The sequence below is a fragment of the Streptococcus sanguinis genome (genome assembly GCF_900635155.1).
Lineage (GTDB): Bacteria > Bacillota > Bacilli > Lactobacillales > Streptococcaceae > Streptococcus > Streptococcus sanguinis_G.
On sequence record NZ_LR134002.1, the window covers coordinates 913,611 to 939,548 of the forward strand.

31 protein-coding genes and 2 pseudogenes are annotated in these 25,938 nt (G+C 42.6%); 28 read left to right on the forward strand and 5 right to left on the reverse strand.

The window, feature by feature from the left end:
• Positions 1-5 precede the first annotated feature (5 nt).
• The 12 genes and pseudogenes from ELZ47_RS04695 to ELZ47_RS04755 all read left to right on the forward strand — a co-directional run bounded on the left by ELZ47_RS04695 (position 6) and on the right by ELZ47_RS04755 (position 11,270).
• A complete protein-coding gene (locus ELZ47_RS04695) occupies positions 6-1,100 on the forward strand; it encodes an NAD(P)/FAD-dependent oxidoreductase (protein WP_126435415.1) in 1,095 nt (364 codons plus the stop codon).
• A 1-nt stretch (position 1,101) separates the two neighbouring features.
• Positions 1,102-1,572: pseudogene (locus ELZ47_RS04700) on the forward strand (8-oxo-dGTP diphosphatase).
• Positions 1,573-1,594: 22 nt separating this feature from the next.
• Positions 1,595-2,419 (forward strand): ZIP family manganese transporter TmpA, encoded by an 825-nt coding sequence (gene tmpA / locus ELZ47_RS04705; RefSeq protein ID WP_126435417.1) that lies wholly within the window; start codon positions 1,595-1,597, stop codon positions 2,417-2,419.
• Positions 2,420-2,553: 134 nt separating this feature from the next.
• On the forward strand, positions 2,554-3,423 hold the full coding sequence (rfbA, locus tag ELZ47_RS04715; RefSeq protein ID WP_002897349.1) for a glucose-1-phosphate thymidylyltransferase RfbA: 870 nt from the start codon (positions 2,554-2,556) through the stop codon (positions 3,421-3,423).
• Positions 3,424-3,427: 4 nt separating this feature from the next.
• A complete protein-coding gene (locus ELZ47_RS04720; protein ID WP_015605114.1) occupies positions 3,428-4,021 on the forward strand; it encodes a dTDP-4-dehydrorhamnose 3,5-epimerase family protein in 594 nt (197 codons plus the stop codon).
• 241 nt (positions 4,022-4,262) lie between these two features.
• Positions 4,263-5,309 (forward strand): dTDP-glucose 4,6-dehydratase, encoded by a 1,047-nt coding sequence (rfbB, locus tag ELZ47_RS04725; RefSeq protein ID WP_125331323.1) that lies wholly within the window; start codon positions 4,263-4,265, stop codon positions 5,307-5,309.
• A gap of 203 nt (positions 5,310-5,512) precedes the next feature.
• A complete protein-coding gene (locus tag ELZ47_RS04730; RefSeq protein ID WP_002917067.1) occupies positions 5,513-6,112 on the forward strand; it encodes a hypothetical protein in 600 nt (199 codons plus the stop codon).
• Between the two features lie 94 nt (positions 6,113-6,206).
• Positions 6,207-6,296 (forward strand): annotated as a pseudogene (locus ELZ47_RS04735) (N-acetyltransferase); the annotation flags it as partial.
• Positions 6,297-6,360: 64 nt separating this feature from the next.
• The gene (locus tag ELZ47_RS04740) at positions 6,361-6,993 is read left to right on the forward strand and encodes a copper homeostasis protein CutC (protein ID WP_164549632.1); all 633 of its coding nucleotides are present in this window, start codon (positions 6,361-6,363) and stop codon (positions 6,991-6,993) included.
• Positions 6,994-7,027: 34 nt separating this feature from the next.
• Entirely contained in the window at positions 7,028-7,699 is a 672-nt protein-coding gene (locus ELZ47_RS04745) for an MmcQ/YjbR family DNA-binding protein (RefSeq protein WP_125331321.1), read from the forward strand.
• 87 nt (positions 7,700-7,786) lie between these two features.
• Entirely contained in the window at positions 7,787-9,529 is a 1,743-nt protein-coding gene (locus ELZ47_RS04750; RefSeq protein ID WP_126435419.1) for an ABC transporter ATP-binding protein, read from the forward strand.
• Position 9,530: 1 nt separating this feature from the next.
• Positions 9,531-11,270, forward strand: a complete 1,740-nt coding sequence (locus ELZ47_RS04755) for an ABC transporter ATP-binding protein (RefSeq protein WP_126435421.1) — start codon at positions 9,531-9,533, stop codon at positions 11,268-11,270.
• Positions 11,271-11,319: 49 nt separating this feature from the next.
• Here ELZ47_RS04755 and ELZ47_RS04760 read toward each other — a convergent pair whose 3' ends face one another.
• On the reverse strand, positions 11,320-12,639 hold the full coding sequence (locus tag ELZ47_RS04760; protein WP_125331318.1) for a PLP-dependent aminotransferase family protein: 1,320 nt from the start codon (positions 12,637-12,639) through the stop codon (positions 11,320-11,322).
• 39 nt (positions 12,640-12,678) lie between these two features.
• Between ELZ47_RS04760 and ELZ47_RS04765 the strand changes: the two genes are divergently transcribed.
• Positions 12,679-13,569 (forward strand): pyridoxamine kinase, encoded by an 891-nt coding sequence (locus ELZ47_RS04765; RefSeq protein ID WP_125331317.1) that lies wholly within the window; start codon positions 12,679-12,681, stop codon positions 13,567-13,569.
• On the forward strand, positions 13,526-14,092 hold the full coding sequence (locus ELZ47_RS04770; RefSeq protein ID WP_125331316.1) for an ECF transporter S component: 567 nt from the start codon (positions 13,526-13,528) through the stop codon (positions 14,090-14,092). Before ELZ47_RS04765 ends, ELZ47_RS04770 begins: the two co-directional genes overlap by 44 nt.
• A gap of 64 nt (positions 14,093-14,156) precedes the next feature.
• Here ELZ47_RS04770 and trhA read toward each other — a convergent pair whose 3' ends face one another.
• Positions 14,157-14,804 carry a PAQR family membrane homeostasis protein TrhA gene (trhA, locus tag ELZ47_RS04775; RefSeq protein WP_002918829.1) on the reverse strand — a complete coding sequence of 216 codons (648 nt, stop codon included), beginning with the start codon at positions 14,802-14,804 and terminating at the stop codon, positions 14,157-14,159.
• Complete coding sequence (locus tag ELZ47_RS04780; protein ID WP_125331314.1) at positions 14,788-15,249, reverse strand: DUF1836 domain-containing protein; 462 nt, start codon at positions 15,247-15,249, stop codon at positions 14,788-14,790. The genes trhA and ELZ47_RS04780 overlap by 17 nt, the downstream gene beginning before the upstream one ends.
• Positions 15,250-15,378: 129 nt before the next feature.
• Between ELZ47_RS04780 and ELZ47_RS04785 the strand changes: the two genes are divergently transcribed.
• From ELZ47_RS04785 to ELZ47_RS04825, 9 genes are all read left to right on the forward strand, one after another.
• Positions 15,379-15,963 carry a VanZ family protein gene (locus tag ELZ47_RS04785; protein ID WP_049553324.1) on the forward strand — a complete coding sequence of 195 codons (585 nt, stop codon included), beginning with the start codon at positions 15,379-15,381 and terminating at the stop codon, positions 15,961-15,963.
• Between the two features lie 16 nt (positions 15,964-15,979).
• The gene (gene yaaA / locus ELZ47_RS04790) at positions 15,980-16,708 is read left to right on the forward strand and encodes a peroxide stress protein YaaA (protein WP_126435423.1); all 729 of its coding nucleotides are present in this window, start codon (positions 15,980-15,982) and stop codon (positions 16,706-16,708) included.
• 64 nt (positions 16,709-16,772) lie between these two features.
• Positions 16,773-17,072, forward strand: a complete 300-nt coding sequence (locus ELZ47_RS04795; protein ID WP_197715330.1) for a TIGR04197 family type VII secretion effector — start codon at positions 16,773-16,775, stop codon at positions 17,070-17,072.
• On the forward strand, positions 17,072-17,431 hold the full coding sequence (locus ELZ47_RS04800; RefSeq protein WP_126435426.1) for a hypothetical protein: 360 nt from the start codon (positions 17,072-17,074) through the stop codon (positions 17,429-17,431). The genes ELZ47_RS04795 and ELZ47_RS04800 overlap by 1 nt, the downstream gene beginning before the upstream one ends.
• Positions 17,422-18,870: an LXG domain-containing protein gene (locus ELZ47_RS11955; protein WP_232011370.1), complete on the forward strand. Its 1,449-nt coding sequence runs from the start codon at positions 17,422-17,424 to the stop codon at positions 18,868-18,870. Before ELZ47_RS04800 ends, ELZ47_RS11955 begins: the two co-directional genes overlap by 10 nt.
• A 33-nt stretch (positions 18,871-18,903) precedes the next feature.
• A complete protein-coding gene (locus tag ELZ47_RS04810; RefSeq protein WP_126435428.1) occupies positions 18,904-19,458 on the forward strand; it encodes an ABC transporter permease in 555 nt (184 codons plus the stop codon).
• Positions 19,459-19,559: 101 nt separating this feature from the next.
• A complete protein-coding gene (locus ELZ47_RS04815; protein ID WP_125331358.1) occupies positions 19,560-20,102 on the forward strand; it encodes a hypothetical protein in 543 nt (180 codons plus the stop codon).
• The gene (locus tag ELZ47_RS04820) at positions 20,099-20,644 is read left to right on the forward strand and encodes a hypothetical protein (RefSeq protein ID WP_002918844.1); all 546 of its coding nucleotides are present in this window, start codon (positions 20,099-20,101) and stop codon (positions 20,642-20,644) included. The genes ELZ47_RS04815 and ELZ47_RS04820 overlap by 4 nt, the downstream gene beginning before the upstream one ends.
• A 31-nt stretch (positions 20,645-20,675) precedes the next feature.
• Positions 20,676-20,975, forward strand: a complete 300-nt coding sequence (locus ELZ47_RS04825) for a DUF4176 domain-containing protein (protein ID WP_125331360.1) — start codon at positions 20,676-20,678, stop codon at positions 20,973-20,975.
• A gap of 101 nt (positions 20,976-21,076) precedes the next feature.
• Here the strand turns inward: ELZ47_RS04825 and ELZ47_RS04830 are convergent, their stop codons facing one another.
• The gene (locus ELZ47_RS04830; protein WP_002895223.1) at positions 21,077-21,625 is read right to left on the reverse strand and encodes an NADPH-dependent FMN reductase; all 549 of its coding nucleotides are present in this window, start codon (positions 21,623-21,625) and stop codon (positions 21,077-21,079) included.
• Between the two features lie 85 nt (positions 21,626-21,710).
• Positions 21,711-22,157, reverse strand: coding sequence for a MarR family winged helix-turn-helix transcriptional regulator (locus ELZ47_RS04835; protein WP_002930817.1), 447 nt, complete (start codon positions 22,155-22,157; stop codon positions 21,711-21,713).
• A 114-nt stretch (positions 22,158-22,271) separates the two neighbouring features.
• Here ELZ47_RS04835 and ELZ47_RS04840 point away from each other — a divergent pair, with 114 nt between their 5' ends.
• The 5 genes from ELZ47_RS04840 to ELZ47_RS04860 all read left to right on the forward strand — a co-directional run bounded on the left by ELZ47_RS04840 (position 22,272) and on the right by ELZ47_RS04860 (position 25,936).
• A complete protein-coding gene (locus tag ELZ47_RS04840) occupies positions 22,272-22,760 on the forward strand; it encodes a DUF5590 domain-containing protein (protein WP_125331361.1) in 489 nt (162 codons plus the stop codon).
• Entirely contained in the window at positions 22,757-23,938 is a 1,182-nt protein-coding gene (locus ELZ47_RS04845; protein WP_125331362.1) for a pyridoxal phosphate-dependent aminotransferase, read from the forward strand. Before ELZ47_RS04840 ends, ELZ47_RS04845 begins: the two co-directional genes overlap by 4 nt.
• A gap of 264 nt (positions 23,939-24,202) precedes the next feature.
• Positions 24,203-24,676, forward strand: a complete 474-nt coding sequence (locus ELZ47_RS04850; RefSeq protein WP_126435430.1) for a hypothetical protein — start codon at positions 24,203-24,205, stop codon at positions 24,674-24,676.
• A 232-nt stretch (positions 24,677-24,908) separates the two neighbouring features.
• Positions 24,909-25,328 (forward strand): hypothetical protein, encoded by a 420-nt coding sequence (locus tag ELZ47_RS04855; protein ID WP_002930810.1) that lies wholly within the window; start codon positions 24,909-24,911, stop codon positions 25,326-25,328.
• 14 nt (positions 25,329-25,342) lie between these two features.
• Complete coding sequence (locus tag ELZ47_RS04860) at positions 25,343-25,936, forward strand: hypothetical protein (protein WP_126435432.1); 594 nt, start codon at positions 25,343-25,345, stop codon at positions 25,934-25,936.
• Positions 25,937-25,938 lie beyond the last annotated feature (2 nt).

A 25,938-nucleotide genomic window follows, 5' to 3' on the forward strand; every position in this document is an offset into this window, starting at 1 on the left:
GCGACATGAAAAGAGTAGCAGTGATTGGAGCTGGGATTGTCGGCTCAACAGCAGCATACTATCTTTCAAAATCCCCAGATGTGGAAGTGACTGTCTTTGATGACGGCAAGGGGCAGGCAACCAAGGCAGCCGCTGGCATTATCAGTCCTTGGTTTTCCAAGCGACGCAACAAGGCTTGGTATAGGATGGCGCGTCTGGGCGCTGATTTTTATCAGGACTTGATTGCGGAACTGAAAGATGCTGGAATCCAGACAGACTTTTACCAACAGACAGGTGTTTATCTGCTGAAAAAGGATGAGAGCAAGCTGAAAGAACTTTATGATTTAGCTGCTAATCGTCGGGAAGAGTCGCCGTTAATAGGGGAGGTGAGTCTTCTCAGCCGTCAGGAAGCCCAGGAGAAATTTCCAGACTTGCAAGGCTTTGCTCAACTTCTTTATGCTTCCGGTGGTGCCCGTGTGGAGGGAGCACTCTTGACGGAGACGCTTGTGAAAGCAAGCAAGGCAGAGTTGGTTGAGAAAAAGGTAAGCTTGACAGTAGAAGGAGAGCAACTTCTGGTGGATGGTCGTAGCTTTGACTGTGTCATCTTAGCTGTTGGGGCTTGGTTGGGAGAAATCTTGCGGCCGCTGGGCTATAAGACAGATGTTCGGCCGCAAAAAGGACAGCTACGTGATTTCAGGCTGGCTGAAAAGACGGATGACTACCCAGTTGTTATGCCTGAGGGTGAGCTGGATATCATTCCTTTTCTGGCAGGCACGGTCAGCGTCGGTGCCAGTCATGAAAATAATCAGGGCTTTGATTTGACGGTAGATAGGACAGTGCTGAATCAGTTGCAGCAAGAAGCGGAAACTTACTTGCTAAGGCTGTCTAAAGCAGAGATTTTAGGCGAGCGCGTGGGAACACGGGCCTATACCAGCGACTTTGCTCCTTTCTTTGGAGCTGTGCCAGACTTACCGTATGTCTACGCTGCCAGCGGATTAGGCTCTTCTGGTCTGACAACTGGTCCGCTTATCGGACGCCAATTGGTCCAAATGGCTTTAGGAGAAGCAGTTGTTCTGGATCCAGCGGACTATCCTATTGAGCGGTATGTAAAGAAGGTTTGATATGACAGAAACTATTTTGAATTGGGTCAATATTTGTGTAAAAAAAGATGAAGAAATCCTACTACTTAATCGCCAGCATGATAACTTTAAGGGATGGATACAACCAGGTGGGGAGGTAGAGTTTCCAGAATCTTTTTTCGAAGCTGCAAGGCGCGAATTAAAAGAAGAAACGGGGCTGACTGCTCTAAACTTGGAATTGAAGGGGATTTCAGGCTTCACTAATCCAAGTAAAGAAGAACGGTATGTATATTACGATTTTCTTTGTACTGCATTTGAAGGACAGGTCAGGGGAAACGATCATGAAGGAGAGCCCAAATGGTGAAAGATTTCGGAACTTGGCCAAATAGATATGCAGGATGACATACGTGAACGTTTGCCTCTCTACTGGCGGAAAGGCTCTTTCGAGCGGATTCATTACTGGAATGAGGAAAAACACTGTATAGGGGAAACCAAGACGATTTTATATGATTGATTTTAGAGGATAAGGAGAAGTTATGGATTGGTTACGAACGCAGCCTGTGGTTATGCAGGCTTTCTTGGCTGGGCTTTTTACATGGGGGTGTACCATTGTAGGCTCGGCTGTTGTATTTTTCTTTAAACAGGTCAGTCGTAAGCTGCTGGATATTATGATGGGCTTTGCGGCAGGCGTTATGATTGCGGCTTCCTTTTGGTCACTTCTGGCACCGTCGATTGAGTATGCGCAAAGTTCTTATGGCAAGCTATCCTGGTTGCCAGCAGCGATTGGCTTTTTAGTGGGCGGTTTTTTCCTGCGGCTGATTGATGCGGTGGTGCCTCACTTGCACTTGAGCAAAGACATTTCGGAGGCAGAAAGTGTTCCTGAGCACAGCCGAAAGAAGCTGTCCAAGACAGCCCTGCTCTTCTTAGCCATTACCATTCACAATTTTCCAGAAGGTTTGGCAGTCGGAGTAGCCTTTGGTGCTTTGGCCGCCAATCCTAGTCCGGAAGCCTTTGTCGGCGCGATTGGCCTAGCTTTGGGAATTGGCCTGCAAAACGTCCCAGAAGGAGCGGCTCTGTCCATTCCGATTCGGACGGACGGTAAGTCTCGGCTTAAAGCCTTTTACTGGGGCTCCATGTCTGCTATTGTAGAGCCAATCGGAGCGGTTCTGGGGGCAGTTGCTGTTATGGCCATGACGGCGATTCTGCCCTATGCCCTTTCCTTTGCGGCAGGAGCTATGATTTTCGTGGTGGTAGAGGAACTGATACCGGACTCGCAGACCAATGGCAATACCGATGTGTCGACTTTAGGTCTCATGGTGGGCTTTGTTCTCATGATGGTTTTGGATGTGGCTTTGGGGTAATGCCAACTTAGAATCAAAGAGCGGAAGAAAGCGGAATTTCCGCTCTTTTTCTTTTATTTAAGGCTAGTGAAAAGGATGACATCCGCTTTCAAAAATGGTAGAATAAGGAGAATACATTAAGAGAGGAAACTCATATGAAAGGTATTATTCTTGCAGGTGGTTCTGGTACACGTTTGTATCCATTGACCCGCGCTGCGTCAAAACAGCTCATGCCGGTTTATGACAAACCCATGATTTATTATCCACTGTCAACTCTTATGCTGGCTGGTATCAAGGACATCTTGATTATCTCCACTCCGACGGATCTGCCTCGTTTTGAGGATCTGCTGGGAGATGGATCTGAGTTCGGTATCAAGCTTTCTTATGCAGAGCAGCCAAGTCCGGATGGATTGGCACAAGCCTTTATCATTGGGGCTGATTTTATTGGAGATGACCGCGTGGCGCTGATTCTTGGGGATAATATCTACCATGGACCAGGTCTGAGTAAAATGCTCCAAAATGCTGCTGCTAAGGAAAAAGGAGCAACTGTTTTTGGCTACCATGTTAAGGATCCAGAACGCTTTGGTGTTGTAGAATTTGATGAAAATATGAATGCTATCTCCATCGAAGAAAAACCGGAACAACCGCGCTCTAACTATGCAGTGACAGGACTGTACTTCTACGATAACGATGTCGTCGAAATTGCCAAGAACATCAAACCAAGTCCTCGCGGTGAGTTGGAAATCACAGATGTCAACAAGGCCTACTTGGATCGTGGTGATTTGTCTGTTGAGCTCATGGGACGTGGTTTCGCTTGGTTGGATACAGGAACTCACGAAAGTCTCTTAGAAGCCGCTCAATATATCGAAACGGTTCAGCGGATGCAGAACGTTCAGGTGGCAAATCTGGAAGAAATTGCCTATCGTATGGGCTATATCACTAAAGAGCAAGTGCATGAATTGGCGCAGCCATTGAAAAAGAATGAATATGGCCACTATCTCTTGCGCTTGATTGGAGAAGAATAAGAAGATGACTGAACAATTTTTTGATAAGGAATTAGCAGCGCGTGAGGTTCCTGGAATCCCTGGAATGCTGGAATTTGATATCCCTGTACGCGGGGACAACCGAGGCTGGTTTAAGGAGAATTTCCAAAAGGAAAAAATGCTGCCGCTAGGCTTTCCTGAAAGCTTCTTTGCAGAAGGAAAACTGCAAAATAATGTCAGCTTTTCTCGTAAAAATGTCCTGCGAGGTCTTCATGCTGAGCCTTGGGATAAGTACATCTCTGTTGCAGATGACGGTAAGGTGCTGGGGTCTTGGGTCGACCTGCGTGAGGGTGAGACCTTTGGTAACACCTACCAGACCGTAATCGATGCCAGCAAGGGGATTTTTGTGCCACGTGGCGTCGCCAACGGCTTCCAAGTCCTTTCTGATACTGTTTCCTATAGCTATCTGGTCAATGACTATTGGGCTTTGGAACTCAAACCCAAGTATGCCTTTGTTAACTATGCAGACCCAGCTTTAGGCATCCAGTGGGAAAACCTAGAAGCAGCAGAAGTCTCAGAAGCAGACAAGAACCATCCGCTACTTAAGGATGTCAAACCTCTAAGAAAAGAAGATTTGTAAAAAAGAATTCTTTTCTGATTTATTAATTGATACTGAAATATATGATTTAGCTCAGCTCCTATCCGAGCTCAGCGAATGGAAGAAATGATTGCCGCTGTGGTGTAAGTCATGTAAAAAATTATGTAGTTTGTTACATGACAGGGGATTTTTGAGACATTAGGCTCAAAAATAAGCAATGAAACCGAAGGTTTGCTTGCGTCCCTACCACTTAAGGCAATTATAAAAAAGTTAAGGAATAAAAATGACTGAATACAAAAAAATTATCGTGACAGGTGGAGCTGGTTTTATCGGTTCTAACTTTGTCCACTATGTTTACAACAACTTTCCAGATGTCCATGTGACAGTGTTGGACAAGCTGACTTACGCGGGGAATCGTGCTAATATTGAAGAAATTTTAGGCGACCGTGTTGAGCTGGTTGTTGGAGATATCGCTGATGCAGTCTTGGTAGATAAGCTGGCAGCTGAAGTGGATGCTATCGTTCACTACGCAGCAGAAAGCCACAATGATAACTCGCTCAATGATCCGAGTCCATTCATTCATACCAACTTCATCGGAACTTACACACTTTTGGAAGCAGCTCGTAAATACGACATTCGTTTCCACCATGTCTCAACTGATGAAGTTTATGGCGACCTGCCTCTACGCGAAGACTTGCCAGGTCATGGAGAAGGACCAGGCGAGAAATTTACGGCTGAAACAAAGTACAATCCAAGTTCACCTTACTCATCTACCAAGGCAGCTTCAGACTTAATTGTTAAAGCTTGGGTACGCTCGTTTGGTGTCAAAGCGACTATTTCTAACTGTTCAAACAACTATGGTCCTTACCAGCACATCGAGAAGTTCATTCCGCGCCAGATCACCAATATCCTGAGTGGTATCAAGCCAAAACTCTACGGTGAAGGGAAAAACGTCCGTGACTGGATTCATACCAATGACCATTCATCAGGCGTCTGGACAATTCTGACCAAGGGTCAAATCGGTGAAACTTACTTGATTGGTGCTGATGGTGAGAAGAATAATAAGGAAGTGCTGGAGCTGATTCTCAAGGAAATGGGACAGCCAGCTGATGCTTATGATCATGTGACAGATCGTGCCGGCCACGACCTCCGCTATGCCATTGATGCCAGCAAGCTTCGCGATGAGCTAGGATGGAAGCCAGAGTTTACCAACTTTGAAGCAGGTCTCAAAGAGACTATCAAGTGGTACACGGATAACCAAGACTGGTGGAAATCTGAAAAAGAAGCAGTCGAAGCCAACTATGCTAAGACTCAGGAAGTGATTAAGTAAGAATAGGCTATCTATGATGAGCCTTGTAAAACTAGCGCTATGAGATTGAGAGGCTGGGATTATCTGTTCTAGCCTTTTCTCACAGGATTGTTAGCTTTTTAATATGTTTGTTACAGAAAATTATGCAAAAATAGTGTAAAATAAGATAAATCCTTTCTGTGTTTTTAGCTAAAGGGATTTTCTCAAATTAAAGGAATACAAACATGAAAATGGTAAAAAGAGTAGTGGGAATTGGTTTGGTGCTGTTGCTTGCAGCAGTCCTGTTTCTGGTTCCTGCATCTGTTAATCAAAGTGAACAATTAAAGAATGTTCAAGGCAGTGCTTCCTGGATGAGTATTATTGAGCCAGCTTTGAGCAATGCCAATGTGACGGCTCAGGGAGTCAGCACGGAAGTTTCTCTCAATAGCGTCCAGCTTAATCAGGTGCTCAAGTCTTTTCTGGCTGACTCTGAGAATCAGGAACTGTTGAACAGTGTTTACAGTATTGAAGGCAATAAGCTGCGCATCCAGTATCCAGTCAAGCTGCTCTTCATTGACAGTAAGCTGGACCTAGAGGTGGATGTGACGGTGAGGGATAATGTCTTGCACATCACAATCGATAGTGCCAAGCTGGGCTCTCTTCCTATCCCTAAATCTTGGGTGACAGGCATGCTGAAGCAACAAATGCAGGCTTCAAATTCATCTATCACGACGGAGGGAGATAGTTTCCTTCTAGCTCTGCCGCAGAGTCAATACAGCATTAACAAAATCAGCTTCCAGAATGGAGCTGCTAAAATCCAGTTCAGCATGGGTTATGGAATCTAAAAAAGAAAACTTCATTTGAGGAGGAGTCCTTCCGAATCAAATGGAGTTTTTATACTATTATTTGAACAATAGCATTGTGAGGTAGAAAAGATGCCTACAGAACCGCATCTTGTCCAAGGAAGACTATCAGACCAATTGGCTTGATTGGTGTAAGAGAGAAGCTGAAAGATTTGATAAGAGCTGATATCACGAAGCTCTTGTGTTATAATAGATAAAGGAAATCAATATATTAAATCAGAGGTGAGATGATGCTTTATGAATTTTGTGCGGAAAATGTAACCTTGTTAGAAAAGGCTATGAAGGCGGGAGCCCAGCGGATTGAGCTCTGTGATAATCTGGCTGTCGGTGGTACGACGCCCAGCTATGGCGTAATTCAAGCAGCAGTTGACTTGGCCAAGCTTTATGGTGCGACTGTGATGACTATGATTCGGCCTCGGGGCGGTGATTTTGTTTACACTGACCTTGAGATTGAGATTATGCTGGCTGATATCCAAAAAGCCAAGGAAGCCGGCAGTCAGGGAGTCGTTTTTGGTGTCTTGACGGAGAAGAACGAAATAGATGTTCCGAAGATGCAGCGGCTGCTAGAGGCTTGCAAGGGACTCGAAGTAGTCTTTCACATGGCTTTTGATGCGATACCGGCTGAATACCAGTTTGGCGAAATGGATTGGCTGATTGAGAATGGTGTCCAGCGAATTTTGACCCACGGAGGTCCTGCTAGTGAGCCGATTGAGGAGCACTTTGCTTGGCTGGACGAATTAATCGAGCATGCTGCTGATCGGATTGATATCATGCCGGGTGGTGGCATTCATTTGGGCAATCGTCAGGAAGTTATAGATAGTCTGGCAGTAGACCAGCTTCATGGAACTAAAATTGTATTTTAAGGAGGGAGAAGCTGCGCTAGCAGCGGCTAAGTAGATGTTGGAACTATTTGAAAAATACAAGGCTAATCCAGACAAGCTTCAGACTTACGGCTTTAAGGAGTCTGATGGAGCTTACCGTTTCTCGCAGAAGATTATGAAGGGTGACTTTCGCTTGGAAATAACTATCAGCGATGGGAAGCTAGACTATCAGGTCTTTGACTATGATACTGATGACGCCTATCTGCAGGTCAAGATGGAGCAAGTGACGGGTGAGTTTGTCGGTCAAGTTCGTGAAGCTTGTCAGGCAGTACTGCTGGCTATCCGTCAGCACTGTTTTGATGAGGTTGGCTTTCTCTATGAGCAGAGTAAGCGACTGCGGGATCATGCGGCTGAGGTTTATCAGGGGCAAATAGAGTACCTCTGGGAGAAGTCGTCCAGAAAGAGCTCGACTAAAGCAGGGGTTTTCCGCCACCAAGACAGTAAAAAGTGGTATGGGGCTTTTCTGACCACAGACTGGTCTAAGTTTGAAGCAGAGCGAAGCGGCGCTATTGAGGTGCTGAATGTTAAGAATGACCATGTGGCAGAGCTGATTCAGAAAAAGGGGATTTACCCGGCCTTTCACATGAATAAGAAATATTGGCTCAGTCTGCCCTTGGATGATAGCCTGAGCGATCAGGAAATCTTTGATTTACTGGCTGTTAGTTACCAGCTGACCAGTAAAAAATAGAATCGAAGCACAGCGCTCCAATCCGCTGTGTTTCATTTTTCCTCAAAAAACAGTATAATAAAAAGACTAGTAAGAATAGGAGAAATTATGAACCTTATTAGAAAATTAGCCTGGTTTTTTAAGTTGGAAAAGCGGCGCTATATCATCGGTATCTTGGCCTTGTCCTTGGTCAGTGTCTTCAATCTGATACCGCCCAGAGTCATCGGTCAGGTTATTGACCGAGTTGCTAGCAAACATCTGACTTCTCAAGAGTTGCTCTTTAATTTGCTGTTGCTGATTGCTTCAGCTTTTATCATGTACGGTCTGCGCTATGTCTGGCGCCTTTATATCTTAGGGACATCCAATAATCTGGGACGGAATCTGCGCTCTCGATTGTTCGAGCATTTTACTCACATGTCTCCCTCTTTTTATCAGAAATATCGAACAGGGGACTTGATGGCTCATGCAACCAATGATATCAATGCGGTTGTCAGTTTGGCTGGTGGCGGAGTCATGTCAGCTGTGGATGCTTCTATTACAGCCTTGGTGACCCTGCTGACTATGTTTTTCATTTTGGACTGGCGGCTGACTTTGATTGCCATTGTGCCCATGCCTTTCTTGTCCTGGGGAACGGGCTTGATTGGCCGAAAAAATCATGAAAGTTTTAAGGCTGCTCAAGAGGCTTTTTCGGATTTGAACAATAAGGTTCAGGAGAGCGTTTCAGGGATTCGAGTGACCAAGTCCTTTGGCTATCAGGAAGCGGAAACTCAGTCTTTTGCACAGACCAATCAAGAGGTTTACGAAAAAAACGTTTTGGCTGCCAAGTACGATTCACTTTTTGACCCCTTGGTTTTGCTTTTTATCGGCCTTTCTTATGTTTTGACCTTAATTTTCGGTGGAATTTTTATCTCCCAAGGGCAGTTTACCATAGGAGAGTTGGTTACTTTTATCACTTATCTGGATATGTTGGTTTGGCCGCTGCAGGCTACAGGCTATCTTTTTAACATCGGCCAGCGAGGGGCTGTTTCCTATGAACGGATTGAGAAACTGCTGACTCAGGAGTCAGATGTCAAGGAAGTTGAACAACCCCTTTCTCATGCGGAAAATGGTCGATTGGACTATGACATTCAGAAGTTTGCTTATGCAGAGGAGACTAGTTTATCGGATATTCATTTTTCCATTGAGCAAGGACAGACACTGGGAATTGTCGGACAGACGGGCTCAGGGAAGACCACTCTTCTGCGCTTGCTGCTGCGGGAGCAGGATATCCAGGAGGGGGCTATCTATCTGAATTGCCATGATATCCGAGAGTACCGCCTCAAAGACCTGCGTCGTCTTATCGGCTATGTACCACAGGAACAGATGCTTTTTGCTCTGTCCATTCGGGACAATATCCGCTTTGCTAATCCCCAGCTGACAGATAGTCAGGTTCTAGCTGCCGCTCAACTCTGCGGTGTTTATGAGGATATTCAGGCTATGCCAGAGGGGCTGGATACGGTTGTAGGCGAGCGGGGCTTGTCTCTATCGGGTGGACAGAAGCAGCGCTTGGCGATGAGTCGGGCTATTATTACCAATCCTGAAATTCTGATTTTGGATGACTCCCTGTCGGCTGTTGATGCCAAGACGGAGCACCTGATTTTGGAAAATCTAAAGTCAGAGCGTGCTGGCAAGACAACCATCATCACAGCTCATCGGCTGTCGGCCTTGGTGCATGCAGACCTGATTTTGGTTATGGAAGAGGGACGGATCAAGGAGCGGGGTACTCACCAAGAGCTATTGGAGCAAAAGGGCTGGTATGCTCAGACATACCATAATCAGCAGTTGGCAGAGAGCTTGAAGGAGGAAGATTAACATGAAAAAGAAAGCAACTTTTCATCGCCTCCTAGGCTATATGTGGCGCTACAGGATAGTGAGCAGCATGGCCTTGACCTTCATCCTGCTGACGACTCTGGTCACAACGGCATTGCCGCTCTTGGCCCGCTATTTTATTGATCAGTTTATCGGCCGTAATCAAGCTTGGGCTGGCCTGCCTTTCCTGGCTCTTTACTATGGTCTTTTCCTCTTGCGGGTACTTTTTACCTTCTTGGGAAAGTATTTCTTTGCGCGTGTGGCTCAAAGTGTGGTTCGGGACCTGCGACAGGAAAGCTTTGCCAATATCCAGCGTCTGCAAATGGCTTATTTTGATAAAACGCCAGCTGGTGCTATCGTTTCCCGCCTGACCAATGATACTCAGGCAGTAGCAGATATGTTCAGTGAGATTTTTTCTAATTTTTTGAGCTCTTTGCTGATTTTAGTTGTTACTTTGAGCGCTATGTTTGCCCTCAACTGGCAATTGACCTTGATGATCGCTCTCTTTTTGCCTCTGATGGCAGCATCTATCTTGCTCTATCAGCATTTATCCAATCGTCAGCTCAAGCAGGTCCGTAATAAGCTCAGCGATTTGAATGTCAAGCTATCTGAGAGTATCGAGGGAATGCGGATTATTCAGGCATTTGGGCAAGAGAAGCGCTTGCTGAGAGAATTTGAAGAAATTAACGGTCAACATTTAGGCTTTACCAATCGCTATCTCAATATCAACAGTCTCTTTCTGAGACCGGCCATGTCCCTACTGAAAATCTTGGCTTATGGAGTGATTCTGACTTACTTTGGCTTGACTTGGCAAGTGGTGGGAATTACGGCTGGTATTATGTATGCCTTTATCCAGTATGTCAATCAGCTTTTTAATCCTTTGATTGATGTTATGCAGAATTACTCTGTTTTACAGACATCTATGGTTGCTGCGGAACGGGTTTTTGAAATTATGGACCGCACTGACTACGAGCCTGAGCAGGCTAATCAAGACCTGCAAATCCAAGATGGCAGTATCGAATTCAAGCATGTTTCCTTTTCTTATGATGGGAAGCGTGATGTTTTGCAGGATATCTCCTTTTCTGTCAAAAAAGGCCAGACGATTGCCTTTGTGGGCTCGACTGGCTCTGGCAAGTCCTCTATTATCAATCTTTTCCTGCGTTTTTATGAGTTTGAGCGGGGACAAATTTTGATTGATGGCCGTGTCATTAAAGACTATAGTCAGGCGGAGCTGCGACGAAAGATTGGCCTTGTTTTGCAGGATCCCTTCCTTTATCACGGCACCGTTGCTTCCAATATTCAGCTTTACCAAGAGCAGCTGATGCGAGAAGACATCATAGAATCGGCTAAGTTTGTAGATGCTCATAGCTTTATCAGTCAGCTCCCTCAAGGATATGACGCCCCTGTGACTGAGCGGGGAGCGACATTTTCCAGCGGTCAACGGCAGCTTCTAGCCTTTGCTAGGACCATCGCAACCAAGCCTAAAATCTTGATTTTGGATGAGGCGACAGCCAATATTGATTCAGAAACAGAGGAGCTGATTCAAACCTCACTGAGAAAGATGCGGCGGGGACGGACGACCATTGCCATCGCCCACCGTCTGTCTACCATTCAGGATGCCGACTGCATCTATGTCTTAGATAAGGGGCGCATTATCGAATCCGGCAGCCACGAAGAATTATTAGCTCAAGATGGAACCTATAAGAAGATGTACCAACTGCAGGCTGGAATGATGGAGTCTTGAAAAGCCTGATTATAAATGAAAGGTGTAGAATTCCAAATGAATTCTACACCTATTTTAAATAGTCTTTTAATTTCTCTATATTTTCTTCTAAGTTATCGTAAGGCAGCTTAGCATACTGGTAAGGGCAGCTAGCAAGGTAGCTCTGTTCAAAGAAGTCAAGCGACAGGCTGCTGTGTTTGAGAGCACTGACGGAAGAAAGTGACCTCAAGTCTAACAGAATGCCGTCCTTGGTCAGATAGCTGGCTAGTGGCAGCTGAGCTTGCTCCAGTAGTATTTGGGCTTTTCTTGCTTCCTCTTCTTGAAGCTGCAGCAGCGCCAGCCTATTTTTTTCAAACATGAGACTGTCGATGTAAAGCGATAGGGCCTTTTGCATGATGAGGTTGCTGTCGTAGTCCACGGCGCTTTTGTAAGCGATGAAGGTCTTTTGAATCTGAGGCGGAAGGAGCAGGGCGGTAATCCTCAGGGCTGGGAAAAGGCTGGTAGAAAAGGACTTGATGTAGATGACCCGCTGGCTATTGTCTAGATAATGAAAGGTTAACTCCCGCCGGCTATCAAAGTCTGATAGGTAGTCATCCTCTACAATATAGACATCATAGAGCTGGGCTAGCCGAAGAATCTCTTCCTTGTCCTGCCGAGTGTATGAGTGGCCCAAGGGATAGTGAAAGCGAGGAATAGTGTAGAAAAACTTGATCTTTCCGCTTTGAAAAATCCTCTCAAGTTCTTGCAGATTAATTCCTTGCGGTGTTCTTTCAATGGTTTTATAAGGAAGTTTTTGCGCTAGCAGAAGATCATTAATCCGATGGTAGGTCGGCTGCTCCACCAAGATACGCTCTTTTTGATTGGGAAATTCAATCTGTGAAAGGATATAGAGAGCCTGCTGGGTACCGGAAGTCAGTACCAGCTGATCCCTAGAAGCATAGACAGCAGAGTCCAGCATTAGCTTTTGCACGGAGCGACGCAAATCCTCCAGTCCTTCCTGCTGAGGGTAATAGTTGAAGAGATAATTTTCCCGGCCAATCAGAGTTTCATTCACACAGAGTCGGAAATCCTCGTAGGCTTGGTGGCGATCATCCCTCACAGGCAGCTCCAAATCCTGCTTTTCTTCCTGAGCATTTTCCAGTACATAGTAGCCGCTTTTGGGAACGGCATAGATGTACTTCTGATACTTGAGCTCAATCAGAGCCTTTTGCGCGGTATCCTTACTGCAGTGATAACGCTCTGCCAGCTTGCGGACAGAAGGGATTTTCTGACCAGTAGCCAATTTTCCCTCTTTTATATCTTTAGTAATCTTATCAACGATGCGTTGGTATTTTGCTTTAACCATAAAACTGTCCCCATACAGATTTAATTTTTTCATATTGTAACTCATTTTCAGATATTTTACAATAGAGAACAAGTAGGAGGAGTCATGAAAACAAAAACAGTCATTCTGGCCACAGATATTTCTGGCTTAGGTAAGGTTGCCGCAACAGCTGCCCTGCCGCTTTTTGCAATTTGCCAGCTAGAAGTCGCCCTGTTGCCAACCATGATTTTGTCGTCCCATACAGGTGGTTTTTCAAATATCTATATAGATGATTACACGCATGGGATGCTTGCTTTTTTGAAACAATGGCAGAGCCTAGAGTTCAACTTTTCAGCTCTGATAACAGGATATTTGAAGTCTGATATTCAGGTGGAAAATTTGCTGCGCTTTAAAGAGGAAAAAAGCTTGCCCCTTATCGTGGATCCTATCATGGGGGATAAGGGAACTTTTTATCAGGGATTTTCAGATGCCCATCTAGACCATATGCGTCGCCTCTGCCAGCATGCTGATTTAGTTTTGCCCAATTTGACGGAAGCCTGTTTGTTATTGGAAGAACCCTACGAAGATAGTTTATCAGAAGATAGATGGGAGGACTACTGCAAGCGTTTGGCTGAGTTAGGACCGAGCAAGGTCTTGCTAACTGGCTTGCCCATGAAAGAGAATCAGATTGGTGTGGCCTATTTTGATGCGGGAACAGAAGGGTTTAACCTCTTTTCCAGTCCATCTCTGCCCCAGCAATTTTTTGGAACGGGTGATATATTGACGACACTTGTGGCTGCGGCTTTTGTTCAGGAGGTTGATATCAAGCAAGCCCTGCCTGTGATTTTGAAGTTTATTGAAAAGAGCTTGGAACTTAGCTTTAAAGAGCAAATAGATCCAAAGAAGGGCGTTTTTTACCAGCCCTACCTAGGAGAGCTTTTTGCTGATTTTCAAGCCTTGATGGAGGAAAAAGATGAAGAAACAAACACTCGATTTGCAAACCTTAACCATGATTAGTTTATTTGCTGCTTTGATTTTTCTGAGCATTCAGTTTTTTAAAATTCCTGTCGGAGCTCAGTTTATTCACTTTGGGAATGCACTGGTGGTAGTGGGCTGTCTGATTTTTGGTAGTAAACTCGGCTTTTTAGCAGCCGCTATCGGATTGGGAATATTTGACTTGCTGAATGGTTACGCAGCGGAAATCCCAATTATCTTGTTAGAAGCACTTGCGGTGGCCGTGGTGATTCATTTTCTGTATGAAGGACTCTTTCAGAGAAAGGATAAACTAAGAAATATTCTTGTGACAGCAGTAGCTGCAGCTTTGGTGAAAATTGTGCTCAATATCTTCAAGTACACTCTGACAGGAACACTGTTTGGTTGGAGTAGCTTACCAGCAGCATTTTTGCTGGCAGTAGCTAAGATTACTGGTACATTTGGCTCCAGTCTAGCGACAGTCATCGCTGTCCCAATCTTATATCCAATCTTTCAGCAAGTTAGAAAAGCACACAAGCAAAGAAAGACTGTAGAAAAGCAGGGATGAATCAACAATCAGCATAAACAAAGAAACCGTCTGAAAGTCCTCAGACGGTTTTTGTGTTTTTCTCTTACATAAAATAAACGATAGCAAGGTATTGCAGGGCGGAAGCAGCTAGAATGAAAAGATGCCAAATCATGTGGAAGTAGGGCTTCTTTTGAGCATAGAAACCAGCTCCTACAGTATAGCAGAGACCACCAGCCAGCATGAGTCCCCAGAAGATAGGTCCAGTTTGACCGATAATCTGCGGAATGATAAAGACAACCAGCCAGCCCATAATCAGATAGAGAGCTAAGCTGAATTTTTCATTGACCTTCTTAGCGAAAATCTTATAGAGAATGCCAAAAATGGTCGTGCCCCACTGGATGGCAATGATGAGATAGCCAAACCAGTTATTCATCAGCGACAGCACGACTGGCGTGTAGCTGCCAGCGATAGCGATGTAAATCATGGAGTGGTCGATAATGCGCAAGATATACTTATGGGTCGAGCCATAGGACATTGAATGGTAGACAGTTGAAGAGAGGAACATAAGAAAGAGGCTGATAACAAAGATAGAAGTTCCGACAGCAGCCACCAATCCGTGCCCTTCATAGCTATAAATAGCTGAGATAGGCAGCAGAATAAGCATCAGAACAGCCCCTACCGCATGGGTAACAGCGTTAGCAATTTCCTCTCCGAAGGATAGTTTTTTACTGAGTTTAAGCGCGTAGTTCAAGATTTTCTTCCTCCTCATTTGGTACTTGGATTAGGGATAAGGTCTTTTGATAGAGTTTGACCGTCTGGCAGGCAGTGGAAATGATGGGTGCCACGTCTAGCTTGCTGCCATTCATGTAGTCAACGAAGTCATTATAGAGATCTTGCGAATCTGCTGATTTATGTAGCATATTTAAAGTAGCAGAAATTTCCTGGATAGAAAAGACCGTTTTTAAGGTCGTGATAGCAATCAAGCGAGCTACCTGGCGGCGTTGATATTTTTTCTTGACTGGCTTGGCAATATAGCCATGCTTGACATAGTTGTTAATCATAGAAGCGGTCAGTCCCTTGTCAGCAGCTGAAATAGAAGAGCCACAGACATTGTTTACATAGAGCAGAACTTGGTCCAAATATAGGTCTAGTTCTGGTAATTCGTCCCACTTGGGAAAAACTTGTTGAGAGTTCAAATCTTTATCACTTTCTTATCTAGTCTTTATAACTAGATGATAACATCTCTGTAAAACAAAGTCAAGCAAAAAATAGAATGTCCCATTGAAATTTGATATAATTTTAAAAAGAAGAAAGGGAGCTTTCAGATGAAAAAACAAACAATCTTTGATATGGCAGCCTTCCTAGGCAGTCTGATTTTTTGGTCTTGGCTCTATATGCGCTTTTTTTATGCCTACGTAGCCGTCGTCTTTTACAAGAATCAGCCAGAATGGAACCTGCTGATACCAGCTTCTATCATCCTGACTCTGACAGCCATTACCTCGCTTTTTATTCGTGGTCTCTACAGTCGGCACATTCCCCGTTGGCAGGTAGTGGCTAGTTACACCCTCTATTTTCTCATTCTATTTTATGCCCTCTTTTTGAAAAATATCGGCAGGCAGGGCTTCAGTCTGGACCTGCAGTCTTTTACCTATAATTGGATTTATGGAGATAAGCTGGTACCAACCATGAATATCATTATGTTCATTCCGCTGGGCTTTCTCTGCAAGTTGTCATGGAAACATGTGGCTTATTTTACCTTAGCTATCGGTCTGGTTGAGGGGAGCCAGTATCTCTTTCACCTTGGCATTTTTGACTTGGGTGATATCTTGACCAATCTGCTAGGCTTCATCATCGGCAGCTATCTACTAGAGACAGCCTTAGGCAAATGGGTTGTCCGACACATTCACTAAATGAAAGAAGGAAACTATGAAAATTCTTATCCCAACTGCGAAAGAGTTGAATCTAACTGCGCCATCTGCAATCCCAAATCCACTTTCAGCACAAACTCAAGCTGTGTTGAATGAGTTGGCAACCATGTCAGTAGCTGACTTGGCATCTTTTTATAAAATTTCCCCAGAAAGAGCGGAGATAGAGCGGCAAGCCATTCAGGCTTTGCGAGAAGGAACTGCTCAGCATGCTCCAGCCCTCTATCTTTTTGATGGCCTTATGTACCGCCATATCAAGAGGAGGGACTATACCAAGGAGGAAAGTCAGTATATCGAGAAGCATCTTGCCATCACATCAGCGCTTTACGGTGTCATCCCAGCCCTGGAGCCTATAGCGCCTCATCGCTTGGACTTTATGATGCCACTCAAGTTAGATGGGAAGAGTCTCAAGGCATTTTGGAAAGAAGCTTATGACAATGCTCTGGCAGAAGATGAGATGATTTTCTCCCTCCTGTCCAGCGAGTTTGAAACGGTCTTTTCCAAGGAAATCCGCCAGCGCATGATAGGCTTTAAGTTTCTGGAAGATCGAGACGGCCAGCTGAAAGTCCATTCGACCATCTCTAAAAAAGCGCGTGGTGAGTTTTTAACAGCTCTAATAACTAACCAAGTAACAGAAGTCGAACAGATGAAAAAATTAAGCTTTGCAGGCTTTACATACCGACCTGATCTGTCCAGTGACCAAGAGTTAGTTTATGTCAAGGAAGTATAAAAAGGAAAAACCGGTCCTTGTAACACTTTTGTAATATTTCCGTGATAAAATTGTTATAAAATAAATGAAGTTTCTAAGGAGTTTTAGAACTATGGGAAAAATTAAGTCGAGTACTATCTCTGCTCAGAATGTTATCAGTGAATTGGTTGGGGTAGATACAAGTGACAAGCAAAATCAGCAGGTAGAGTTTAGCTATACAACAGAGATTGCTGGGATGGAAGCAGGCCGCCAAGCATGCAATCAAATGCTGCAGGCTGTCAGTGACTTTAGCGTAGCTGTCCTGGCTCAGGCTAATAAATTTCCTGATATAGCTTATAAAATTGAAAAGCGTGATGTAGAGCAGGCGCAACGTTGGAGCAACTGATGATAAAAGATAAAAATCAAGAAAAACGTGAGCAATTACATAAGCAAATCATTCAGCTTGAGAATCAAGAAGAAGATCTTTTAGTTCTCAAAAGGCGTTATGAAGAGAAGGTAATGGATTTTCGTACAGATATTTGGACGATGAATGCCCAAATAGAAAATTTGATAGATCCCGTATCAGAGACTAGTTCTACAAATCGTAAAATATGGGAAGAAAACCAAGCCTTGCAGCAAACAATAGATAGCTACGTAGAGCAGGAGTTGGACAATGTTTCCAAACAAACAAGGAAAGTTCGGCAAAAATTAGATGAAAATCGAGAAAAATTGACGAAAGAAAGGAACTCTTTACCATGGGAGTAAAGTACAGTTCATCAGAGTCTTCACAGCTGATGGAGGCCATGGCTAATAATATTCAAGTGGCCAATGAGGTGACAGACCGATTGTCTCAGGGCTGTGACCACCTAATAGCTACCCTAGACTCAGGAGAACTCATGGGAGCTGCCTATACAGCAGGGAAAGGCCTCTTTTCAGAGATTATCATTCCTGCCATAAAGAAGCTACAGGCTGCAGTGGACGACATTCAAACGGAGTTAAATTCATACAGAGCTGCAGATGCTCAGGTAGCTGAGTACGGAAACCTCGACCTGGATCAGCTGAAGAAGACAAAAGAATTGAGAGAGCAGCAGCTAGCCTCTGTCAAAAAGGCTATTGAAGCCAAAGAATCTTTCTTAGAGCGTATGAAGTCTATTGCTACATTTAATATCGTTTCTCACATGCAGTCTCTGGTGATTCTTTCTAGTGCAGAGTCTCAAATTGAATCACAAATCAAAGAATTGGAAGAGAAGATTGAAAAGCTGGAGTTCTTTGTCGCTCAGGTTTCTCAATATTTCAGCGATAGTCTAGAAGTCCTCCGTCTAGCTATCCAAGGAGCCAGCCAGCTAAGCCAAGTCCTAGTAGACAGCAACGGTAATCACTATGTTGATGGAGTGGACATGAGCTGGGTCAAGAAAATGCAAGGACAGAAGATTGAAAGTATAAAATATGATTCTTCTAAGAATGCTAAGTATTTGGTTAAAGAATATGGAAATACTTTGAATAAGATAGAAAAAGCGTCTACTATTAGTGAAAAGAAATCAGCAGTAGAAGAATTTTTAAATAAGAATTTTCCAGATCTAGACAAAGAGGTTCGGGATAACCTAATCAGTGAAATAGTAGAAGGAGTTGATAAACAGTTAGCTAACAATCCAACTGTGATCAAAAATTTACAGAAAGCTGGCCTTACCTGGGAGATGATTAAACAACTTAAGGCCTATTCACTTGGTTTAGATAGTCCAAATGTAGGCATTGGGTCAAATTTTGTAACGACAACAACTGAAGTTGTTGAGACTGCAAATGGACCTGAATTACAAACTAATTCCACTATCTTTGGTGGATTGCTTTCTAGAGGCGTTAACGCTGCTTTAGTTGCTTGGGACTATCAAAGTCAGATTGATGATGGAGCTGACATTGAGGATGCGGCTCTTAAAACGGCGGGACATTTCGGTATAGGACTGGGAGCTGGTAAAATTGGAGCTGCAATTGGAACAGCGCTTTTCCCAGGACCAGGTAGTATAGCTGGTTTTGCAACTGGCTTTGTAGTAGGATCTATCATTAGTGTAGCAACTAATAAGTCTTTTGATGATGTTTATGATAAACATATAGAACCAGTTGTTGAAGATGCAAAAAATTATTTGTTAGATAATAAGAAAGAAAATTCAGGCTCTAAAGGTTACTTAGATAAAATTGGACTTGAGCAGTAGCTTAATTTACTTTGAATAGAAAGGTATTGAAAAATGAAGAAAACGAAATCTATGATTATCATAGGTGGCTTTCAAGGTCGAAACATCTTTTATGATGTGAAAAGTAAAAAAGTATATTCAAATAAAGTAAATGAGAGAGTTTTTCCTAATCTCAGATGGTTAGTAGTAGCGATTGGAATTTTGGGAAATGCCTTTCTCGTTCAAGTAAACAATATAAAAATTGAATCGCCTATTTTCAAAGTAATTGTTTTGAGTGCGTGTCTTATTCTTATATCTTTGGTTTGTCACTTTGGATTTAAAGATGAGTATTTAGGGCAAAACGTTGAGGCGTTTAATCCCAAATTATATGAACATGTTGGTTGGTTGAATTTTTTAGAAGAAGAGAGAAACCGATTATATATTCTTCTTATTACATTTGCAGTGAGTTCTTTCTTAACTGTTTTTCAAATGAGAGAATATTTGACCGCTCCTACCATGACAAACTTAATAGAAGTTATTGCCTTTTATTTTATATTTTATATGGTAACAGCAAAAAGCAATTTTATGAAAAGAATGACGGCAATAAAGCAATTGATAAAAAATAAATAAAGAGCTTTAGCTTATAATCTATGGATCAAGGTAATGTATGACCAATTACTTACTGAATGGAAGTGCTATGATTATGAACCGTTGTTACTTGGAAGAAATCAATGAATAAGAATGTATTTTGGTTGGGTAATTTCAGAGATAAAAATATTTTTTATGATAGAAAAACTGAAGAACTTTACTCTATAGATAAGAAAGAAGAGAAAGTTCCTAATCTCACTTGGGCTATTCTGCCTGCTTCCTTTCTTTTACGAAACATTTATTCAGAAGCAACAGCACCTCAGGTTGCCAGTGTGCCTATCAGAATATTTATTTTGTGTTCGACTGTTCTCTGCGTTCTAGTTTTGATAATATTTGTTCTAAGAAATATTAGAAAAGGAACTATGAAAAATTTTAATCAGAAACTTTATTTTGACTGGTCTAATTTTCTTTATAACCAACAAATGCAAAGTAAAGGAATATTGTTTTTTGGGACTATACTATTTTTTACGTCAATTAAATTTATTATTGATTATTATTTTTCAGGAAGCTTCCTTTCTTTTATGGGTATAATTGGTTTTCTCCCGGCATCTGGGCTCATGTTAATAGGAAATAGACCGTTAGAGAAATTGATTATCCTTAAAAGACTGGAAAAGCAATTAAAATGAAGAAAAAAGAATATTTAACCGAACTCTTAGCTTTTCAGGGTAGAAACTATTATTTTGACCCAAAAACTAATAAAATCTATGTCAATGTAGATAGACCAACATTCCATCTGGATCTCACGAATTATGTTCCTGCAGCTAGCATTCTGCTGCTTCATGGATTTACTTCTATTTCGAATAGCCAGTTTTCCTTCCTGTGGAAGTTGATTTCTCTAGTATTGGGTTATATTATTCTTGGGTATTTAGTAGAATTACTTGTGAGAACAAAGAAAGAACTGTCATTTAAAGAGTTTCGCTTTGAAACGCTTCCCATTAAGGACGAATTTTTATATATTTTTAGTCGAAATGTATATGCGAAGCTTGTATTCGGTTTGTTTTTTACCTTTTTTGCAATTTATCATGCAACTGAGTATCTAAGCAGAGGTGTCTATGTCTCTTATTTGTTAAGTGATATTGGCTTCTTGATTGTTTATTTTTGTCTCATAAGATCCCATTTATTCAAACAGATAAAAGTTCTAAAAAGATTAAAAAAGAAGAATACTTAGAATTCGAGAAGATTTTTAAAGGAGGTTTCTAATGTCCAAGTTACTACCGATAGGGAGTGTTGTCCAACTTAAAAATGGACAAGTAAAAATTATGATTATTAACCGTTATCCTCTATATAATAATAAGGGTGAAATTGGTTATTTAGACTATTCCGGTTGTGTATATCCTTTTGGTATGACGGATAATCAAGCTTGCTTTTTTAACCAAGAAGATATTGAAAAAGTTTGGTTTGAGGGGTATATAGATGAATCAGAAGAGAAAATGCTAGCAAAAATAGAAGATGAATTATCTCAAATTCCTTATCCTAAATATTCTTTAGCTGATTTATAATACCTGTTCCTGTCAGTAAAGCATTCTAAAAACCCCTCGCAATTATTTGCGGGGGGTTAGTGTCTTATAAGTTTTCTTTTCTTTTTTATAATCTTCTCTTTTTAGTTAAGGGCTGCTAAAAGAGCATCAGCCTGTGCTGAGAGTTCAGCAAGTTTGTCTTCTGCGACAGTCAGTTGACCAGTTCCCCATGCTTCTGGGTTGATACCAACACCTGTGAATGGTTCTACCACGTTCATACGGATGAATGGCAGCAGGCTGCGGTAGTGCTTGAATACTTCATCTGGTGATGTGCCGTTAGCTACAGATGAAACAGTAACAACCTTAGCATTCAGAGCAGATGGACCAGTCGGGTCTGACAGATCCAAAGCGCGTGAAGCCCAGTCCAAGAGGTTTTTCACTACTCCTGGAATAGCCCAGTTGTAGACAGGTGAGAAAATCCAGATAGCGTCAGCGGCCAAGATTTCTTCACGAACCTTAGCAACAGCAGCTGGAGCAGGACTTTCGATGTCTTGGTTGAAGAATGGTACATCTTTGTAATCAAGATATGAAACTTCTGCCTTGCCAGCCAAAGCTTTTTCAGCTTGCTCAGCCAATTGGTGGTTGAAAGAACCTTGACGAAGCGAGCCGACGATGAATAATACTTTAGACATTGCATTGTCTCCTTTTTTATAAAATAAAGAGAAATTTCTCTTGTTACAATATATGTTACAACATTAATCACTAGTTAGCAATTATTTAGCTCATTTTTTTGAAATTTTTTAAAATTCGAATCAAGTCTTGCTTATCGTCTTCTTCGAGAATGGAAAGAGCTTGCTGAATATTTTTAATATGATCAGGCAGGGCGGCTTCAATTTTAGCTCTGCCTTGTTCTGTCAAACCAATCAAAAAAGCCCGGCGGTCATTTGGGTCGCAGGTGCGGACAATCCAGCCGTCGCGTTCCATATTTTTGATGACAACAGTCATGTTGCCAGAAGTTGCCAATATGCGGTCAATCAGGTCCTGAATACGCAGTTCCCCTTTGCTGTACAAGGTTTCTAAGACGGAAAACTGAGTAGGAGTCAAATCATGCTTTTTAAAAATCTGGGCTTCAATGGCACGTATGGTTCTTGCTGCCTTGTGAAAGACAATCATGGTTTTCAAATCAAGCAGAGTTTCTTTGCTTAAATCGTCTGTAATCTTCATAATAATATTTTACCAATAAATAGTATCATATGCAAGGATATTGCTTTAGAATTTTGAGAATATTCTCATCAAAAAAAGATAGAAAAATAGGAGTATTTGTAGTATAATGACGGAGTGAAATATAAAAATAGAAATAAAGCCAGTTTTCCAATTTGGCAGTACCTTATCGGTATTTTTATCGTTCTCAGTGTTCTTGTCTTTTCATTTTTTGCAGTTTTGCAAGTATCTATGCAGCCGAGACAGTCGGCTAAGGAAGCAAGCAGCCGCTTGGCCAAGGAATACGCAGATCTTGAAAAAGTTGACTCATTTGCCTTCTACAATGGGCAGGAATCTTACTACAGTCTTCTTGGCAAGACAAGTAAGGGTGTCGAAAAAGCTGTATTGATTGCAAAAGATTCCAATGAGATTCGGGTCTATCGACTGGACCAAGGCGTCAGTCAGGCTGAGGCGAAGAGCATTGCCAAGGAAAATGGAGCGGGAACTGTTGATAAGGTGACCATGGGCTATTTTCAGGATCAGCCCATCTGGGAAGTCAAGTCGGGAGGCACCTACTACCTGATTGGTTTTGAAAGCGGACTCTTGGTCAGCAAGGAGGGACTATGAAATTATCAAATCGTGTCTTAAAGATGGAAGAAAGCGTGACTTTAGCAACAGCAGCGCGTGCTAAGGCTTTGAAAGCGCAGGGGCGGGATATTCTGTCTCTGACTCTGGGAGAGCCGGATTTTCCGACGCCTAAGAATATCCAAGATGCGGCTGTAGCAGCTATTGAGGATGGCCGTGCTAGTTTTTATACGGTGACTAGCGGTCTGCCAGAGCTAAAAGAAGCTGTAGTAGAGTATTTTGCCAACTATTACGGCTACACAATCCAGCCTAATCAAGTGACGGTGGCAACCGGAGCTAAGTTCTCCCTCTACACCTTCTTTATGAGTGTGCTTGACTCAGGTGATGAAGCTATCATTCCGACGCCTTACTGGGTCAGCTACGGGGACCAGATTAAGATGGCCGAGGGGACTCCTGTTTTTGTCCAAGCTACTGAGGAAAATAATTTCAAGGTGACGGTGGAACAGTTAGAAGCTGCTCGTACTGACAAGACTAAGGTCTTGGTTTTGAACTCGCCGTCCAACCCGACTGGTATGATTTATACAGCAGATGAGCTGCTGGCGATTGGAAACTGGGCTGTAGAGCATGATATTCTGATTTTGGCAGATGATATTTATGGACGTCTGGTTTATAACGGCAATAAATTTACGCCAATTTCTAGTCTATCAGAGGAGATTCGCAAGCAGACAGTGGTCATCAATGGTGTCTCTAAGAGCTACTCCATGACAGGTTGGCGGATTGGCTATGCAGTTGGTGAGCCAGAGATTATAGCAGCTATGAGTAAGATTGCAGGTCAGACGACTTCTAACCCGACAGCAGCGGCTCAATATGCAGCTATCGAAGCTCTGACTGGCGGTCAGGAAACGGTCGAGACTATGCGTCAAGCCTTTGAAGAGCGTCTGAATACTATTTATCCTCTCTTGGCTCAGGTGCCAGGATTTGAAGTGGTCAAGCCACAAGGTGCCTTCTATCTCTTTCCAAATGTCAAGAAAGCCATGGAAATGAAAGGTTATACAGATGTGACCGAGTTTACGACAGCAATTTTAGAAGAAGTTGGCGTGGCTCTGGTGACCGGAGCAGGCTTCGGTGCTCCAGAAAATGTCCGTCTTAGCTATGCGACAGACTTAGAAACTCTCAAAGAAGCCGTTGGACGTCTGCAGCAATTTATGGAGAGTAGATAGACCTCACAATCCGGGATTGCTTGCTAAAGATAATCTACAAAAATTTATAAACAATAGATAAGGACGGACTCAGAGTTCGTCCTTTTCAGTTCCTCTCAACTGCACTGGCAAATAGTTTGACAAAATGGTAAAATAATATAGAAAGAGATGGAAGCGTTTGTAACTCTAGCTAAAATTAGTAAGCTTTAGCATGGATAAATGTTAATTTGCTTCGCTTAGAATTCAGCTGTTAACGGATTTAAACAATAGTGGAAGGGGAACAATATGAAAGGTCGTTTGATTTTCTTATTCTTTCTAGGCGGTCTAGTCTTGCTAGGAGCTTATGTTTTCTTTGATTCAGAGCAGGGTTGGACCACTATTTCCGAATCCAATGGCTATAGTCTGCAAGCCAAAGGTCATCGCTACCGTATCCAATTTTATGAGAATGACTCTGCCCGAATAGACTGGTATTTGAACGATTATCAGCCAGAAATGAATTTAAATATGAGAATCTTAGAACGCCCAACTGCTCCTGGTTCTTACACTAAGGAGGAGATATCCGGACAGGGCTCTGCACGCTTTTTGATGGTTTGTAGAACTTGGGGTTCTGCAGAGAACAGTCAAAAGTTTTTAATTAAACGTGCCTATTATAAGGTTGATATTAGACTTAATAAAAAGATGGAGGTAGATACTGAGAAGAGCAGTATGACCTACTGGAAGACGGAAGAAGAGATAAAGAATGATCCGCCAATTGATTAAATAGCAGCTACCAATGCTAGATTAACTATGTATAAGTCACTTTCTGATAGGAATCACCAGACGACTTAAAAATTTGAGGAGTATTTAGTTGAAGACGATGGTGTTTCGGTGTATAATAAAAGAAGTCCATTTGGTCTAGCCCTGCATTCTATTGACTTGCAGTGTGTTCCTCATGGTCTTTTTACTTAAGTAATAATAGGGATGAAGATTATTTTGTACAAAAGGAGATAAAATGGGTTTTATCAGAAAGGAAATAGGGGAAAGAGAGAAGAAGCTTCTCGAGGATTTTTCTATTGAAGAAAAAGAACTGGCTTTGCCATTTTTACTAGAGGATGAGAAGAGAGGAATTTTTCTCTGCGTCAAGCAATTTCGTATAGGGGAAGGGAAATATCAAGTCTTAGCCATGATTCTCGGTGGCCACTTGCTTGAATTTCGCCTAGAAGAAGAGAGGGCTGATAGATATCCAGCCCGCAATGAAGAAGATCAAAGTGTAAAAGGTCTATCGACAGAAACAATCTCCCAGCTTGTTATTCCCAAGGTTTTAAAAGGACGAGAGGACAAGATCATAACAGTGATTCAACATGCCCTGTCGCAGATTAACCCTTATTATGATACAAAGATAAGGGAAGTAAACCACGTGGAGTACAGATAAAGAGGAGATAGGATATGGGATTATTAGAAAAGTGTCTGGATTTTTTCCCGACTAGGCGGGCTGTCAGTGATATTGAAGAGGATTTGACTTGGGAGGAGGAATTTACCCCTAAAAAAGTTCACCACAAAGAAGTCAGTAGTAGCCCTCAGAAGGAGACTGAGGGAGCAGTATCTCTTCCTCAAGAAGGAAGTTGGAAGTTTGTGCACGAGATGATTTCTGAAGAAGGGATTGAGCTTTTAAAGAAGGCTGGGATTGATGATGAGCTAGTCTTTGAGATGGGTGATTGGGTCGCAGACCATGATTTGGGGATTTATTTGGTCCTTTATCGCTTTGGTGGCAGAACCAACTGGAAGAAGACTTATAAGCTAATTTTGCAAGGACACGTGATTGAATTTAAGACCAAGACCATTTTTCATCAGCAGGATTTTTCTTATGAAGATGGGGAATTCACCAAGGGAGTGATTGTCAAAAATGTCTCCAATATGCTCCTGCCCTTGGCTTTCGAAGGTCAACAGCAGCGCGTGCTCCATATCATTCAAGCAGCTCTGTCAGCAGCTAGCCCAAGCTATGATACGGTCATTTACAGGGCGAACTTTGATTTGGTTTAGGA

Coding starts and splice junctions, on each gene's coding strand:
- ELZ47_RS04695 (WP_126435415.1), top strand. CDS start 6: ATGAAAAGAGTAGCAGTGATTGGAGCTGGGATTGTCGGCTCAACAGCA.
- tmpA (WP_126435417.1), top strand. CDS start 1,595: ATGGATTGGTTACGAACGCAGCCTGTGGTTATGCAGGCTTTCTTGGCT.
- rfbA (WP_002897349.1), top strand. CDS start 2,554: ATGAAAGGTATTATTCTTGCAGGTGGTTCTGGTACACGTTTGTATCCA.
- ELZ47_RS04720 (WP_015605114.1), top strand. CDS start 3,428: ATGACTGAACAATTTTTTGATAAGGAATTAGCAGCGCGTGAGGTTCCT.
- rfbB (WP_125331323.1), top strand. CDS start 4,263: ATGACTGAATACAAAAAAATTATCGTGACAGGTGGAGCTGGTTTTATC.
- ELZ47_RS04730 (WP_002917067.1), top strand. CDS start 5,513: ATGAAAATGGTAAAAAGAGTAGTGGGAATTGGTTTGGTGCTGTTGCTT.
- ELZ47_RS04740 (WP_164549632.1), top strand. CDS start 6,361: ATGCTTTATGAATTTTGTGCGGAAAATGTAACCTTGTTAGAAAAGGCT.
- ELZ47_RS04745 (WP_125331321.1), top strand. CDS start 7,028: ATGTTGGAACTATTTGAAAAATACAAGGCTAATCCAGACAAGCTTCAG.
- ELZ47_RS04750 (WP_126435419.1), top strand. CDS start 7,787: ATGAACCTTATTAGAAAATTAGCCTGGTTTTTTAAGTTGGAAAAGCGG.
- ELZ47_RS04755 (WP_126435421.1), top strand. CDS start 9,531: ATGAAAAAGAAAGCAACTTTTCATCGCCTCCTAGGCTATATGTGGCGC.
- ELZ47_RS04760 (WP_125331318.1), bottom strand. CDS start 12,639: ATGAGTTACAATATGAAAAAATTAAATCTGTATGGGGACAGTTTTATG.
- ELZ47_RS04765 (WP_125331317.1), top strand. CDS start 12,679: ATGAAAACAAAAACAGTCATTCTGGCCACAGATATTTCTGGCTTAGGT.
- ELZ47_RS04770 (WP_125331316.1), top strand. CDS start 13,526: ATGAAGAAACAAACACTCGATTTGCAAACCTTAACCATGATTAGTTTA.
- ELZ47_RS04785 (WP_049553324.1), top strand. CDS start 15,379: ATGAAAAAACAAACAATCTTTGATATGGCAGCCTTCCTAGGCAGTCTG.
- yaaA (WP_126435423.1), top strand. CDS start 15,980: ATGAAAATTCTTATCCCAACTGCGAAAGAGTTGAATCTAACTGCGCCA.
- ELZ47_RS04795 (WP_197715330.1), top strand. CDS start 16,773: ATGAAGTTTCTAAGGAGTTTTAGAACTATGGGAAAAATTAAGTCGAGT.
- ELZ47_RS04800 (WP_126435426.1), top strand. CDS start 17,072: ATGATAAAAGATAAAAATCAAGAAAAACGTGAGCAATTACATAAGCAA.
- ELZ47_RS11955 (WP_232011370.1), top strand. CDS start 17,422: ATGGGAGTAAAGTACAGTTCATCAGAGTCTTCACAGCTGATGGAGGCC.
- ELZ47_RS04810 (WP_126435428.1), top strand. CDS start 18,904: ATGAAGAAAACGAAATCTATGATTATCATAGGTGGCTTTCAAGGTCGA.
- ELZ47_RS04815 (WP_125331358.1), top strand. CDS start 19,560: ATGAATAAGAATGTATTTTGGTTGGGTAATTTCAGAGATAAAAATATT.
- ELZ47_RS04820 (WP_002918844.1), top strand. CDS start 20,099: ATGAAGAAAAAAGAATATTTAACCGAACTCTTAGCTTTTCAGGGTAGA.
- ELZ47_RS04825 (WP_125331360.1), top strand. CDS start 20,676: ATGTCCAAGTTACTACCGATAGGGAGTGTTGTCCAACTTAAAAATGGA.
- ELZ47_RS04830 (WP_002895223.1), bottom strand. CDS start 21,625: ATGTCTAAAGTATTATTCATCGTCGGCTCGCTTCGTCAAGGTTCTTTC.
- ELZ47_RS04835 (WP_002930817.1), bottom strand. CDS start 22,157: ATGAAGATTACAGACGATTTAAGCAAAGAAACTCTGCTTGATTTGAAA.
- ELZ47_RS04845 (WP_125331362.1), top strand. CDS start 22,757: ATGAAATTATCAAATCGTGTCTTAAAGATGGAAGAAAGCGTGACTTTA.
- ELZ47_RS04850 (WP_126435430.1), top strand. CDS start 24,203: ATGAAAGGTCGTTTGATTTTCTTATTCTTTCTAGGCGGTCTAGTCTTG.
- ELZ47_RS04855 (WP_002930810.1), top strand. CDS start 24,909: ATGGGTTTTATCAGAAAGGAAATAGGGGAAAGAGAGAAGAAGCTTCTC.
- ELZ47_RS04860 (WP_126435432.1), top strand. CDS start 25,343: ATGGGATTATTAGAAAAGTGTCTGGATTTTTTCCCGACTAGGCGGGCT.